We start from the raw sequence: 13,788 nt of genomic DNA on the forward strand, positions 1-13,788 counted from the left end.
CGTTCAAAACTAAGTTTTGAGATTTAAAAACTTTGTTATAAACGGGTTTTAAAACAGGGTGATGGACATGACCCAGCTTGAGGATGCAAGGAACGGAATAATCACCGAGGATATGAAGTTTATAGCCGAGAAAGAGGGCATAAACCCCGAAAAGCTCAGGAGGAGCGTCGCCAAAGGCCACACCGTCATATTCCGCAACGTGAGGCACGACTGGGTTAAGCCCGTTGCGGTTGGTGAAGCCGTCCGCGTCAAGGTCAACGCCAACATAGGCACCTCGCGCGACATAGTGGACGTCGAAGCTGAGATAGAGAAGGCCAAGATCGCGGTCAAATATGGCGCCGATACCATAATGGACCTCTCAACCGGTGGCGACCTCGATGAAATAAGAAAGCGCATAATGAAGGCGGTGGACGTTCCCATTGGCACCGTTCCCATCTACCAGGCCGCCGAGGAGATGCTGGCCAAAGGAAAGGCGATCATCGAGATGACCGAGGACGACATGTGGAAGGCTGTGGAGAAGCACTTCAGGGACGGCGTTGACTACGCGACGATACACGTTGGAGTTACGAAAGAGGTCGTCGAGAAGATGAAGAGAACCAAGAGGATTGTCGGCATGGTCTCCCGCGGTGGAACGTTCCTGGCAGCGTGGATACTCCACTGGGGCGAGGAGAACCCCTTCTACAAGAACTACGACTACCTCCTTGAGCTCGCGCGGGAGTACGACGTCGTCCTAAGCCTTGGCGACGGGTTGAGGCCCGGCGGACTGCCCGATGCCGGCGACGAACTGCAGATAGCCGAGCTTTACACCCTCGGAAGGCTCGTTAGGAGAGCCAGAGAGGCAGGAGTTCAGACCATGGTTGAAGGACCCGGCCACGTTCCGATAGACCAGATAGGGGCCCAGGTGAAGCTGGCCAAGATCGCCACGGATAACGCTCCTTTCTATGTGTTGGGTCCGATAGTTACCGACGTCTTCCCAGGCTACGACCACATCACCTCTGCCATAGGCGGAGCCATAGCCGCCCTAAACGGTGCCGACTTCCTCTGCTACGTGACGCCGGCGGAGCACCTTGGACTGCCGACGGTGGAGCACGTTAGAGAAGGGGTTATAGCCGCCAGGATAGCCGCCCACGCCGTAAACCTGACCCGCTTTGAGGCTGATTTTAAGAAGGACTACCTCATGAGCCTGGCAAGGGGAAGGCTGAACTGGGCGAAGCAGTTCGAGCTCAGCGAGGACAAGGAGATGTTCGTCGAGATAAGGAAGGATAGGCCGACGAAGACCGAGGCATGCTCCATGTGCGGCGATTTATGCGCGATAAAGCTCATCAACGACATGCTGAGAACAGGTGAGGCCGAGTGAGGCTCATCTACCGCGGTAAGACGAAGGACGTTTACGAGGATGGCCCGTATCTAGTCTTTTACTTCAAGGACTCCCTGCTGGGCGAAGACGGAAGGGAAGACACGGGCGGCAACGAGGTGATAGGCGAGAGATTGGGCAAGGGGAGTGCGGTTCTCAAGCAGACGGAGTTCTTCTTCAGCCTGCTGGAAAGGAACGGGATAAGGACCCACTTCATCGAGCGGATTGACGAGAGAAGGGCGCGCTTTCTGAAGGCAGGGAGGATTCCGCTGGAGACTATATACCGCCTCAAGGCTTACGGAAGCTTCCTCAGGAGATACAGCGGATGGGTGGAGTCTCTCCAAGAGCTGGGAATAGTCGAGTTCACCCTCAAGGACGACTCGCTCGGCGACCCCCTCATAACCGAAGAAGCAATATCCCGGCTCGGTATAGCGAGCGAAGGGGAGCTGGAGGAAATGAAGGAGGTAACGAAAAGGGTCGCCGAAATCCTGGCGGGGTTCTTCTCCGCAAAGGGGCTTGAGCTAATAGACTTCAAGCTGGAGTTTGGCAGGCTGAATGGGGAGCTTCTGGTGATAGACGAGCTTAGCGGCGACACGATGCGCGTTATGAAGGATGGGAGGCTTTTGAGCCAGGAAGAGCTCCTGGAGGTGGTAGAATGATAATCTCCACCATAGCTTCCCACTCCTCCCTTCAGATACTCATGGGGGCAAAGAAAGAGGGCTTCGGAACGAGGCTCTACGTTAAACCGGGTAGAAAGGCTTTCTACTCCTCCATCCCGCTCGTCGATGAAATCGTCGTAACGGAAAACATGAGGGAAGTACTCGGTGATGACGGCATCGTCGTACCCCACGGCTCCTTCGTGGCCTACCTTGGCATAGAGGCCATCGAGAAAGCAAAGGCTAAGTTCTTCGGCAACAGACGTTTCCTCAAGTGGGAAACCAGCTTTGAGCTCCAGGATATGGCCCTTAAAAAGGCAGGCATTCCGGCGGTTGAAGTCATCGAGCCCGAAGAGGCTAAGCCAGACGAGCTTTACTTTGTTCGCCTTGAGGGACCGAGGGGTGGAAGCGGGCACTTCTTGGCCTACGGTCATGAACTGGGGGAGAAGATCAAAGGCCTGGGCGAACCCTACAGGATTGAACGCTTCACAGACGGCGTTTACCTCTACGTCCACTTCTTCTATTCGCCGATTTTAAACCGATTGGAGCTCTTTGGCGTTGATGAGCGCCTGGTCATCGCGGACGCAAACAAGAGGCGGCCCTTCAGGACCCTCCCCTACACTATAGCGGGAAACAAGGCCGTGGCGCTGAGGGAGTCGCTCCTGCCGGAGCTGTACGGTTACGGCCTGGCATTCGTCGAGGCCATGGCGGAGCTTGAACCTCCCGGCATCATAGGTCCCTTCGCCCTCCACTTCGCCTACGATGGTGAATTCCGCTGCATAGGCTTCGCCTCGCGCATAGACGGCGGCAGCAATGCCAGACACTGGTACCCGGCCCTCTACTGGGAAAGGCCGATGCTCGTGGGCGAGAGGATAGCGCGCGAGATTAGGCTCGCCCTTGAGAAGGACCGCCTTAAGGAGGTGGTAACTTGAGGTACGTCGGGAGAATGCTCGGCGTGGGCCTAAACGGCGGCAGGCTCTTCGCCTTCTACCGCCTGAACTCCCGCTCGTTCCCCAACAGGCGGGCGGTTATTCTGGGAAACGAAATTTACATAGCCAACCAGACCGAGACCAACAACCCCTACGTGAGCTATCCCGTTGTGAAGCTGCTCGAAAACTACGCGGTCGTGAGCAACGGACTGCAGACGGTCTTTATAGCCCAGGCTCTCGAAGAGGAAAGCCCGAGAAAAGCGTTAATCCATGTCCTGGATGCACTCGATTACGAGCGCGATTCCTACTCAACCCCGAGGATAGCGGGGATAATTGAACGCGGAAACAGCAAAGGCTGGCTCGGCTTCGTTGGCAGAGAAGAGCTCTGGGTTAAAGCCATTAAGCTGGAAGAAGGAAAGGCCTTCTTTACCGCGACGTACAGCGTGGATGGCATTGAAGAGCTGGAGCTGAGCTTTTCAAATGCCGAAGAACTGGCTGAGAAAGTCTTAGGGCTGGAGTTCGCCCATCCGGTGCTGGCCATAGGAGTGGTGGAAAAAGAGAGCGGTTGGGGGCTGGCCATCAGCCCTTGAGCTTTTTCATCAGGTCGGCCATCTCAAGAGCTGCCATCGCGTACTCGAAGCCCTTGTTGCTCTTTATTCCCGCCCTGTTGAGGCCCTGAAGCTCATCCTCAACTGTTATCACGCCAAAAATAACAGGGACGCCCGTCTGGAGCGAAGCGTTTGCAACCCCCTTGGCAACTTCGTTTGCAACGAGATCGAAGTGCTTGGTTTCTCCTCTAACCACAGCGCCGAGGGCCAAAACAGCGTCGTACTTCCCGCTCTCCGCCATCTTCTTCGCCACGAACGGAATCTCGAAGGAGCCAGGTACTTTAACCACGTCAACCTTCTCAACGCCGTGCCTCTCGAAGCAGTCCAAAGCACCGCTCAGGAGCTCGTCCGTGAGGAGGTCGTTGAACCTCGCCACGACTACTCCCATCCTCACGTCCTTACCCGTGAAGTCGCCCTCAACGACGCGAACCTCCATGCCTTCACCCCCGTAATACCTTTTTATCCAATTAGTGAATTAAATAATTCAGTAATTGATTAGACTTCGAAGGGAATCCTGTGGCCGAGCTTCTCGACTTTCACCTTCAGATAAAGCCTGTTGTGCTCGGTAACTTCTCCCGGAGCAGGGACCATCCCGACGACCTCCATTCCAAGCTCCTCCAGAGCCTCTGCCTTCCGCGGGTTGTTGGTGATGAGCCTAATCCTTGAAACGCCGAGGGCGCGGAGCATCTGGACGGCCGCCTCGTAGGTTCTCTCGTCCGTCCCGTATCCCAGGGCCTCGTTTGCCTCAACCGTATCCAATCCCTCCTCTTGAAGCTCGTAGGCCTTTATCTTCTCCTTCAGCCCTATGCCTCGCCCCTCCTGGTCCATGTAGAGGAGTATTCCTCCCTCCTGCGCTATCATCCTGAGGGCGTTGGCCAGCTGGCTCCCGCAGTCGCACTTGAGGGATGCCAATGCGTCTCCTGTGAGGCACTTGGAGTGCACCCTGACGAGCGGAACGTCGCCGTAGGGCTCTTTAACTATGGCAACATGCTCTTTAAAGTCCAGCTCGTTGTCGAAGCTCACTATCCTGAAGTCCCCGTAGCGCGTCGGGAGCCTAGCGCTGGCGTAGACCCTTATCAGCTGCTTCCTCCTCACGAACTCCTTCCAGAGCTCATCCATCGTAACAACGGGCAGGCCGTGCTCCTCGGCGAATGCCAGAGTGAACTCTCTGTCGTGGGAGTCGCCTTCATCGTTCAGTATCTCGATAATGAGGGCGTAGCGCCTGAAGCCCAGCATCTCCATAAGCTCCAGCGAGCCTTCGGTGTGGCCCTTTCTCCTGCTAAAACCAACACCACCTAGCACCTGGAGGTGCCCGGGATAGCGGAAGGCCTCGATGCCCAGCCCCTCGGCGAGCTTTTTAGCTGTTAAAGCCCTCTCCTCTGCCGTTATGCCCGTGAACGTCTCCCCATAATCGACCGGAATCAGGAAGTTGGTCTCACCCTCCTTGCTCGGGAGAGGGAAGAACCCCCTTTCCAGGGCCCGGTCCATGTCCATCGTGAGGCATAGCAGCCCCTTGGCCGAGAGCATGAAGCTGACGACCTCAGACGAGGCAATCTCCGCCGGAAAGACGAGGTCTGCCTCGAACTCCCTCTCATCATCTATCAGGACGATGGGCTTCCCATCGAGCACAGCTTTCCTAATCTCCCCCCAGTTCATATCCCCGCCTCCATGATGCGCTTTACGTATCTGGCCAGAACGTCAATCTCGTAGTTCACCCTCTCCCCCGGACGGAGAATGCCGAGGTTGGTGTTTTTGAGTGTGTACGGAATTACCTGAACCCAAAAGCGGCTGGCTTCTACCCTCGCAACGGTGAGGGAAACTCCGTTTAGGGCTATGGAGCCCTTCTCAGCTATTCCCCACCTCTCGGCAGGCATGTCAAAGACCATCCACGTCGTGTTCCCGCTCCTCCGCGAGGCTATAAAGCGAACCGTCCCGTCAACGTGGCCTGTAACTATGTGGCCGTCCAGACGGTTGCCGAGCTTCAAAGCCCTTTCGAGATTCACCAGTCTGGCCTCGCGCAGGTTGGTTCTCCTCAGCGTCTCCTCGCCGACGTCGAAAACGGCGGTTTTTCCATCGAATTCAACGACCGTTAGACAGGCCCCGTTCACCGCGACGCTGTCGCCCGGTTTGACATCAAAAGGGAGCTCGACGTACAGCTTTCCTGCTGAGTAGTGGGCCCTTCCGGTCCCCTCAACGATTCCACTGAACATCTCTACCACCGGGGTAAGCTGTTACGAGGAAGCTCTCACCAATCCTCTCAATTGATTCAACCCTCAGGGGAGGTGCCTTGTTGGCGTCCTCGACTTTCAGGCATTCAAAGGGCTTTATTCCCCTCCCAAAGAGCTTGGGGCCGTAGAAGAGGTAGAACTTGTCCGCAAAAGCTAGGAATTCACAGGCAATCCTCCCGCCCTCGATGAGGACACTGTCAATTCCGAGCTCCCCAAGCTTCCGGAGTATCCTCCCGGGCTCGATTATCGGGTAGGCCTCACCTACGCCCTCGAAGAGCCCCGGTCTTTCGGTGAAGAAGATGGCCCTTCCATCATTGAACAGGTTGAACCTCCTTCCCCTCCGTACTTCCTCCGCCACCCTGCCCGAGCGGTCGAGGACTACCTTAACCCTCTCCGGACAGTTATCGAGCCGGCAGTTGAGCCTCGGATTGTCCCTGAGAACAGTTCCAGAGCCAACCATAATTGCCATGTGCATCTTTCTAAGCTCCTGAACCCTTGCCCTCGCCGCCTCGCCGGTTATCCACTGGGAGGAACCGGTTTCGGTCGCGATGAAGCCGTCAAGGGTCAGGGCAAGCTTGATGGAAACGAATGGCATTCCGGTGGTCACGTACTTGATGAAAACCTCGTTGAGCTTTCTCGCCTCCTCCTCAAGAACGCCGACCTCAACCTCTATTCCTGCACTCCTCAGCTTCTCAATCCCTCTCCCGGAGACGACCGGGTTTGGGTCTACCATCGCGACGACGACGCGCTCAAGGCCCTCCTTGATAATCCTGTCCGCGCAGGGCGGCTGTTTGCCCCAGTGGGAGCACGGTTCGAGAGTCACGTACATGGTCGCCCCCTTAACGTCGTGTCCCTTTCTCCTGGCGTCCTCGATAGCGTTTACCTCCGCGTGCTTTCCTCCGAACCGTTGATGCCAGCCGACGCCGATTACCTCACCATCTTTGACCACGACCGCCCCAACCATTGGATTAGGGTTCACCAACCCGGCGCCGCGCCTCGCCAGCCCGAGGGCGATTCTCATAAAGCGCACGTCTTCCTCCCTCATGTTGGAAACTTTGTTCCAGGTTTTTTAAGATTTTGTTCCATAATTGAGACAACACAACCTTTTTATTCTTCAACCTCAACGTTTAGACGGTGGTCTTCATGGATGACCCGTACATCTGGATGGAGAACCTGCAGGACGAGCGTGTTCTTGAGATGGTCGAAAGGGAGAACGAGCGCTTTAGGGAGTTCATTGGAGAGCTGAGCGACGAACTGTTTCCGGAGGTCTGGGAGTACTACTCGATGCCAACCCTCTACGGCGCGAAGCTCACCGAAAAGGGCGTAATAGCGATGTTCAAGGAGAAAGACAGACAGATAATCAGATGGCTCGGTGGGGATGTCATAGTTGATTCCAAAGCCCTTGAGGAGGAGCTTGGCGACGAGGTTCTGCTCCAGGGCTTCACCGCCGACGGGAAGGGAAGGTTCCTCGCCTACGGCTTCTCGATAGGCGGCGCCGACGAGGGGATAACCCGAATCATAGACCTCAAAACCGGAAAGCTCATCGACGAGATGAAGCCCTCGGTCTGGAACGTGACCTTCCTTGGGGACGGCTACTACTTCTCCCGCTTCTACCGGCACGGTGAAACGCCCGACGGGGTTAAGGCTCCAGCGGTGAGGCTCTTCTGGAAGGACGGCAGTGGGGAGAGGATGGTCTTCGGCGAGGGGCTCGGCTCCGGCTACTTCATCTCGCTGAGGAAGAGCGCCGACGGGGAAACGGCGATGGTGACCGTCACCTTCGGCTGGAACAGCGCGGAAATCCACGTTGGGCCAATAGCTGAGCCGGAGAGGTGGGAGAAGGCCTATTCGGCAGAAGTGCCAGCCGAGCCGATCGATGTAATCGACGGAAAGCTCTACGTCCTCACGAGGGAAGGGAGGGGCCTCGGAAAGGTCGTGGCAGTTAAAGACGGCGAAGTTACCGAGGTTATCCCAGAAGGCGAATTCCCGCTGGAGTGGGCGGTCATCGTGGACGGAAAAATACTCGCCGGCAGGCTTGTCCACGCGAGCTACCACCTTGAGGTCTACTCCCTGGACGGTGAAAAGCTTGACGAGATGGCCTTCGACCTTCCGGGAAGTGCCCATCCCCTCGACACCGACGGGAAGAAGGCTTTACTCCGCTACGAGAGCTTCACGGTTCCGTACAGGCTCTACGAGTTCGATGGAGAGCTTAATCTCATAGAGGGGCAAGAAGTTGAAGGGAACTTCAAGGTCGAGGAGGACTTCGCGGTCTCGAAGGACGGGACGAGGGTTCACTACTTCCTTGTGAAGGGCGAGAGGAACGAGAAGAAGGCGTGGGTCTTCGGCTACGGCGGCTTCAACATAGCCCTAACCCCGAGGTTCTTCCCGCAGGCGATACCTTTCATAAAGCGCGGCGGAACCTTCGCGATGGCCAACCTCCGCGGCGGTTCCGAGTACGGCGAGGAGTGGCACCGCGCCGGAATGAGGGAGAACAAGCAGAACGTCTTCGACGATTTCATAGCGGTTCTCGGCAAGCTGAAGGCAGAAGGCTATAGAGTTGCCGCGTGGGGCAGGAGTAACGGAGGCCTTTTGGTCTCGACAACGCTCACCCAGAGGCAGGACGTGATGGATGCAGCGCTGATAGGTTATCCCGTCATAGATATGATGCGCTTCCACAAGCTATACATCGGCAGCGTGTGGGTTCCCGAATACGGAAACCCCGACGACCCGAAGGACAGGGAGTTTCTCCTAAGATACAGCCCGTACCACAACGTGAAGCCGGCAAAATATCCGTCGACGCTCATCTATACCGGCCTCCACGACGACCGCGTACATCCTGCACACGCCCTTAAGTTCTTCAAACTGCTGAAGGAAGTAGGTGCCCCCGTCTACCTCCGCGTCGAGACCAAGAGCGGCCACATGGGGGCCTCACCAGAAACGAGGGCTAGGGAACTGACAGACCTGCTCGCGTTCGTGGTGAAAACGCTTTCCTGACTTCTTCACTTCTCCATTTTTCAGTCCAACGTTTTCAGGATGGCGGCTATTTTTGGACATTTTTTTGTTGAATTCGAAACCATTATAAGCCCCCTATTGACTTAAACCTGGGTAAGGAGCCATGCCGAGCTACATCGTTGTTGGCGGTCAATGGGGAGACGAGGGCAAGGGCTCTGTTATCGCCTACCTTGCCCTGAAGGACGAACCTGAAATCATAGCTCGCGGCGGCGTTGGAACGAACGCGGGCCACAGCGTTTTTATCGAAGGCAAGAAGTACGCGGTGAGACAGCTGCCGACGGCGTTCATCCAGACGAAGGCCCGGCTTCTCGTGGGTGCGGGCGTTCTGGTTGACCCGGGGGTGTTCTTCCACGAGCTCCAGCACCTCAGGGACTTCAACGTCGCCGAGAGAGTTGGCATAGACTACCGCTGTTCCATAATCGAGGACGAGCACAAGAAGCTCGACAGGAGCAACAGCCACCTCCACGACAAGATAGGGACCACAGGAAGCGGCTGCGGGCCAGCTAATGCTGACAGGGTCATGAGGAGGGCGAGACTTGCAAGGGACGTTCCCGAGCTTGAGCCATACCTGACGGATGTGGCTCAGGAGGTCAACGATGCCCTGGATGACGGAAAGCTCGTACTCGTCGAGGGGACGCAGGGCTTTGGGCTGAGCCTCTACTACGGAACCTACCCCTACGTCACCTCGAAGGACACGACCGCTTCGGCCATAGCGAGCGACGTGGGAATAGGCCCGACGAGGGTTGACGACGTCATAGTCGTGTTCAAGAGCTTCCCGACGAGGGTTGGGGAAGGGCCGTTCCCGACCGAGATGAGCCAGGAGGAGGCGGAAAAGCTTGGCCTCGTCGAGTACGGAACCGTCACGGGAAGGCGGAGGAGGGTCGGCCGGTTCGACTTCGAGTTCGCCCGCTACTCCGCGAGGCTCAACGGCGCGACGATGATAGCCCTTACGATGCTCGACAAGTATGATAAGGATGCCTTCGGCGTCACCGACTACGACAAACTACCGAGGAAGGCCAGGGAGTTCGTGGAAGAAATAGAAGAGCGCGTCGGCGTCTCGGTCGGGCTCATAAAGACCGGGCCCGAGCTGGAGCACATAATAGACAGAAGGGAAAACATCTAGCCCTCTAGGAACTCCAAAATCATGCCCCTGACCCTTTCTTTCTTCAGTTTTGCTATCTCTTCAAAGGAGAGCGTCTCTTCAAGCCATCTGATGAACCTGTAGCCGAGATAGTAGCCGGTAAACTTCATTCCAAAGAGCTCGTACCACGAGCCAAAGAACGGGTTCAGGGGTTCGTTTTCCCGGATCCTTCTTGAGAACTCCTCCTTAATGCGCCGCTCGTTTCTCGTGCACCATTCGAACCATCCATCGTATTCGAGGTGCCACGGTCTCCCGGTTACAATGTCCTCCACCCTCTGGGCGAATCCCTCAGTATAGAGCCACATCATTCCCTCATCTTCGAACTTCTCTATGTCCTCCCCCCTCAGAACCCAGTGGACCAGGTGTCCAAACTCATGGGCGACCAGTCCTTCGAGCCTGTCGTACCAGTTGAGCTCCGCTATGGCTTCGAGGCCGAAGAGGATTGAAGGCCTCCCCATGAACTCCGTTACCCATCCTGCCCCGTTCTCAAGGCCGACGTAGATTACCACGTTGTAGCCCTCGACTTTAAAAAGCCTCTTAATCCTCTGTTCCACCCCGGGGAGGACTTCCAATAAAGCCCCATGGGCCAGATTGAGCTCTTCAGTTGTTCTCTTGGTGAGGAGCTTTAGGTACTCCCTCCAATCCGTCTCGTACCTTTCGTAGTCCCACTTGATTTTCTCGAAGAGCTCAGGGTACTCCTGAATATACCTCAACCAGCTTTCTTTGCTACCGTTCCAGTGCCTGAGGAAAGTCGAAAACGTGTCGATGAACATTGAAAAACCTCCCTACCCCCTTGCATGCTCCACCATCCACTCGACAATCGTCCCATAAAACTCGTCCGCCCACTCCGGGTCCTCGAATATCTCGTGGTAGGCTCCTTCGAATTCCCTAATTGCCTTGTCCCCCACTGTGAGCTCTTCTAGAAGTCTCCTCGAACCCTCGGGTGGTGTTATCACGTCCGCCGTGCCGACGATTAGCAGCACGGGAACTTTTATCCTTCCCGCCTCCTCATGGGCTAGCTCCATGTTCTCGAAGATGCTCCTCCCGAGTTTTGCGGAAATCCTGTCGTGAACGAGGGGGTCTTCAACGTAGCGCTTCACTGCCTCGGTGTTCCTGGAAAGCAGCTCCGGCTTCAGCCCGTTGGAGAGGACTATCCCAGGGGCAATTTTCCCGAGGAACTTCGCAAGGGCCACCATAAACCCGGACGTTTCTGGGCTCTTGGCGAGCGCCGGCGAGGACGCCGCCACGCCCCGTATCCTCTCGGGTCTCGTCTCGGCGTAGCGTATAACCGTCAGACCGCCGAGACTGTGGCCAAAGAGGAATGGCTTTTCGCTGATCTCATCTATAATGCCGTCGATTATCTCCATAGCTTCTTCAACGCTTGTATGTCCCCTCTTGCCTGGGCTCTTCCCGTGGCCGGGCCAGTCGAAGGTGTAGACGGCAAAACCCGCATCGTTGAGTTCATTAATCAGCCTCCCGTACCTTCCGCTGTGCTCGCCCAGGCCGTGGACGAGAACGACCCAGCCGAGTCTGGGTTCGCCGAAGCTGGCTTTGTGGACTTCCATAACACCCACCGCCCTAGAAAATGGATGAGAAGAGGATTTAACGTTTTCCCCGGATGAAAGAAAGGTTCACGGAGAGAAGGGGCTCTCCTTGAGCCTCTCATTAACGAAGCGCACTGCCCTCTCGATGTCCGAACCGATGGTCTCGGGTTCGGGCTTCATCTGGATGTAGAACACGTTGGTCTTCGGCGTCAGGGAGACGTGTTTAACGTTGTGGGGGTTTGAGAAGCTCTCGATGAGTGCCTTCAGGTTTTCCACGTCACGCCTCTTCTCGTAGAGTGCCTCGTACTGCCTGCCGGCTATCTCAACGACCTCCTTTTTGAGCAGTTCCTCGTTCTCTATCCTTGGCCTCATGCGGTAGTAGCCTTTCTGTATCAGGTGTGCCTCGCGCTTTATCTCCGAGAACGGCCGGACGACAACGTAGAGCTTGTCGTGTCTGCTCGTGATGAGCGCTATCGGGAAGTAGAGGATGCTCTGCCTGGGCAGGAGCGTGAGGGTGTACTCGAACTTCCTGATGTTCTCCCTGTTCACCTTGTAGTAGGCGCGAAAGCCGATGTAGCCGCCGAGCCAGACGTATTCCTTATCCTCCGGCCTGACAACGTCCTCTATCGCTCTGAGGTAGTGCTGCATGAGCTGAAGGTTGAGCTTTCGACCCTTAAAGAACTGGAGCGACGAAACGGCCGCGAGAACCATCACCGCAAGGATAAAGCCGGACGTTACCTCCATGATTAGACCTCCTCAATCGGGTAGTACCGCTGCAACGTCGTGTCATCAACTATCTCAAAGTATCCCAGTTCACTCCCTAAAACGTTTACCATGTCCCTGATTATCCTCGCCTGTAGGGGCCAGTTAACGGCCATTGAAAATGGGGTCGCGGGGGTGCTCCTCGCGAAGGCGACGTATATCGTCGTCGTGTCTTCCTCAACGACCACCCTGGTCACGAGGCCCTCGCTGACTATGTCCATCCCGGTGAAGGGATTTTTCACGTTTCTGAGCAGCTGGAGTACCTCCTCACTCCTCAAGGACTAGACCTCCAAGCCTTTCGAGCCACTTCATGCCCCTCGGCTCCTCTGCGAACATGGGTACCCTGATGACCTCCACACCCTTGAACTTCCTCCCTATCTCCGAGAGAACCTTCTCCTGGGCTTCGAGCTTGACCTTCAGCTCGGGAATCTCCTCCTTCAGCGTTATGACCTTGTTGACGACTATCAGGTTGAACGGCACCTTGAACTTCTTCAGGCTCTCGCGGGCCCTCTCCGTCTCGTAGAGCGGGAGCATCTCCGGATTCATAACCGCTATGACGCTCGTCCTCTCGGGGTCGGTGATGACCTTCTCGACGAACTCAACTTCCTTCCTGTACGCCTTGAGCTCCTTCATAACCGCGTCTTCCTCTTCGTCCTTCGGCAGCGTGAACTCCTCGCCGTCAACGACGAACTTCTGCTCTCCCTGTATCTTCGCTATGGCGCGTCTCCTGTCGAGTATCTTGCGCCTTATCTCGATCAGCTTGTCGGCCCAAATGAGCGAGATTCTCGGCAAAGCCAGGACGCGGAGTGTGAGCCCCGTCGGCGGCGTGTCGAAGACTATAACGTCCCATTCGTCTCCTCTGGCCAGTATCTCCCTTACGGCCTCAAGCGTCGCGTACTCCTCTATGCCGGGCGAGAAGCTGAGCACCTCGAAGTACTTCTCCAGATTTATGACGGTCAGGTAGCGGTACATGTGTTTGAGGTTCTTCTCAAGGTGCTTGAGGTAGTCCCGGATGAGCTTCTCCATGTCCAGCTCACTGGCGTAGAGGTTATCGGCGAGCTTCTTCGGTTTGTCATTGAGCTTGACCATGAAGACGTCGCCGAGGTTGTGCGCCGGGTCGAGTGAGACTATGAGAGTCTTGTAGCCTTTCTTCGATAGTGCCACGGCCAGGGCGGCGCTCGTGGTGGTTTTCCCAACACCGCCTTTGCCTATAACGAACACGGTTCTGAAGCCTTTCTTCGGAAGGAGGAACTCCCTCATGCTCTCACCTCAGTCTATGTCGAACATTCCCGCCACCTCGGCGAAGACGTCGTCCAAATCAACCGCCCTCTGGTGCATCACCCTGATTTCCCTCACCATGTGTGGCATGAGCCTTATGACCAGCGTCGTCGGTGGGGAGGGTATCCCCACGAAGGCCCCCATGAGCACGAGGGCGAAGACGTTCTCAAGCTCCCTCAGCTCGAACTCTATGTACTCCGTGGACTGGTGCTTGAACGACTCCATGAATCCCCTGAGAAAATGCTTCACGGGCTCCAATGTTTTCACCTCCAAAAGCGA

General features: G+C 56.3%; 16 protein-coding genes. 6 read left to right on the forward strand and 10 right to left on the reverse strand.

Annotation, left to right across the window (positions count from 1 at the left end):
• Positions 1-67: 67 nt before the first annotated feature.
• From thiC to E3E51_RS04975, 4 genes are read left to right on the forward strand one after another with little or no spacing between them, the layout of a single operon-like run.
• Complete coding sequence (gene thiC, locus E3E51_RS04960) at positions 68-1,357, forward strand: phosphomethylpyrimidine synthase ThiC (RefSeq protein ID WP_167912158.1); 1,290 nt, start codon at positions 68-70, stop codon at positions 1,355-1,357.
• Positions 1,354-2,013, forward strand: a complete 660-nt coding sequence (locus E3E51_RS04965; protein WP_167911986.1) for a phosphoribosylaminoimidazolesuccinocarboxamide synthase — start codon at positions 1,354-1,356, stop codon at positions 2,011-2,013. The genes thiC and E3E51_RS04965 overlap by 4 nt, the downstream gene beginning before the upstream one ends.
• Complete coding sequence (locus E3E51_RS04970) at positions 2,010-2,942, forward strand: formate--phosphoribosylaminoimidazolecarboxamide ligase (RefSeq protein ID WP_167911987.1); 933 nt, start codon at positions 2,010-2,012, stop codon at positions 2,940-2,942. The genes E3E51_RS04965 and E3E51_RS04970 overlap by 4 nt, the downstream gene beginning before the upstream one ends.
• The gene (locus E3E51_RS04975; protein ID WP_167911988.1) at positions 2,939-3,529 is read left to right on the forward strand and encodes an IMP cyclohydrolase; all 591 of its coding nucleotides are present in this window, start codon (positions 2,939-2,941) and stop codon (positions 3,527-3,529) included. Before E3E51_RS04970 ends, E3E51_RS04975 begins: the two co-directional genes overlap by 4 nt.
• Here the strand turns inward: E3E51_RS04975 and ribH are convergent.
• Genes ribH through ribD form a run of 4 tightly spaced genes read right to left on the reverse strand, consistent with a single transcriptional unit; the run spans position 3,519 to position 6,820 of the window.
• On the reverse strand, positions 3,519-3,983 hold the full coding sequence (ribH, locus tag E3E51_RS04980) for a 6,7-dimethyl-8-ribityllumazine synthase (protein ID WP_167911989.1): 465 nt from the start codon (positions 3,981-3,983) through the stop codon (positions 3,519-3,521). The genes E3E51_RS04975 and ribH overlap by 11 nt on opposite strands.
• 59 nt (positions 3,984-4,042) lie before the next feature.
• Positions 4,043-5,203, reverse strand: coding sequence for a bifunctional 3,4-dihydroxy-2-butanone-4-phosphate synthase/GTP cyclohydrolase II (locus E3E51_RS04985; RefSeq protein WP_167911990.1), 1,161 nt, complete (start codon positions 5,201-5,203; stop codon positions 4,043-4,045).
• Positions 5,200-5,757: a riboflavin synthase gene (locus E3E51_RS04990; protein ID WP_167911991.1), complete on the reverse strand. Its 558-nt coding sequence runs from the start codon at positions 5,755-5,757 to the stop codon at positions 5,200-5,202. The genes E3E51_RS04985 and E3E51_RS04990 overlap by 4 nt, the downstream gene beginning before the upstream one ends.
• A complete protein-coding gene (gene ribD, locus E3E51_RS04995; protein WP_167911992.1) occupies positions 5,738-6,820 on the reverse strand; it encodes a bifunctional diaminohydroxyphosphoribosylaminopyrimidine deaminase/5-amino-6-(5-phosphoribosylamino)uracil reductase RibD in 1,083 nt (360 codons plus the stop codon). Before ribD ends, E3E51_RS04990 begins: the two co-directional genes overlap by 20 nt.
• Before the next feature lie 98 nt (positions 6,821-6,918).
• Between ribD and E3E51_RS05000 the strand changes: the two genes are divergently transcribed.
• Both E3E51_RS05000 and E3E51_RS05005 read left to right on the forward strand, forming a co-directional pair.
• On the forward strand, positions 6,919-8,766 hold the full coding sequence (locus E3E51_RS05000) for a prolyl oligopeptidase family serine peptidase (RefSeq protein ID WP_167912159.1): 1,848 nt from the start codon (positions 6,919-6,921) through the stop codon (positions 8,764-8,766).
• Positions 8,767-8,887: 121 nt separating this feature from the next.
• Positions 8,888-9,907, forward strand: coding sequence for an adenylosuccinate synthetase (locus E3E51_RS05005; protein ID WP_167911993.1), 1,020 nt, complete (start codon positions 8,888-8,890; stop codon positions 9,905-9,907).
• Here the strand turns inward: E3E51_RS05005 and E3E51_RS05010 are convergent.
• The 6 genes from E3E51_RS05010 to E3E51_RS05035 form a co-directional block, all read right to left on the reverse strand.
• Positions 9,904-10,698, reverse strand: coding sequence for a hypothetical protein (locus E3E51_RS05010; protein WP_167911994.1), 795 nt, complete (start codon positions 10,696-10,698; stop codon positions 9,904-9,906). The genes E3E51_RS05005 and E3E51_RS05010 overlap by 4 nt on opposite strands.
• 12 nt (positions 10,699-10,710) lie before the next feature.
• Positions 10,711-11,490 carry an alpha/beta hydrolase gene (locus E3E51_RS05015; RefSeq protein ID WP_167911995.1) on the reverse strand — a complete coding sequence of 260 codons (780 nt, stop codon included), beginning with the start codon at positions 11,488-11,490 and terminating at the stop codon, positions 10,711-10,713.
• 66 nt (positions 11,491-11,556) lie between these two features.
• Positions 11,557-12,213, reverse strand: coding sequence for a hypothetical protein (locus E3E51_RS05020; protein ID WP_167911996.1), 657 nt, complete (start codon positions 12,211-12,213; stop codon positions 11,557-11,559).
• Positions 12,214-12,215: 2 nt separating this feature from the next.
• Positions 12,216-12,509, reverse strand: a complete 294-nt coding sequence (locus tag E3E51_RS05025) for an iron-sulfur cluster assembly protein (RefSeq protein ID WP_167911997.1) — start codon at positions 12,507-12,509, stop codon at positions 12,216-12,218.
• A complete protein-coding gene (locus tag E3E51_RS05030; RefSeq protein ID WP_167911998.1) occupies positions 12,499-13,491 on the reverse strand; it encodes an ArsA family ATPase in 993 nt (330 codons plus the stop codon). Before E3E51_RS05030 ends, E3E51_RS05025 begins: the two co-directional genes overlap by 11 nt.
• Before the next feature lie 9 nt (positions 13,492-13,500).
• A complete protein-coding gene (locus E3E51_RS05035; protein ID WP_167912160.1) occupies positions 13,501-13,734 on the reverse strand; it encodes a hypothetical protein in 234 nt (77 codons plus the stop codon).
• Positions 13,735-13,788 lie beyond the last annotated feature (54 nt).

The organism is Thermococcus sp. 21S7 (genome assembly GCF_012027615.1).
Taxonomy (GTDB): domain Archaea; phylum Methanobacteriota_B; class Thermococci; order Thermococcales; family Thermococcaceae; genus Thermococcus.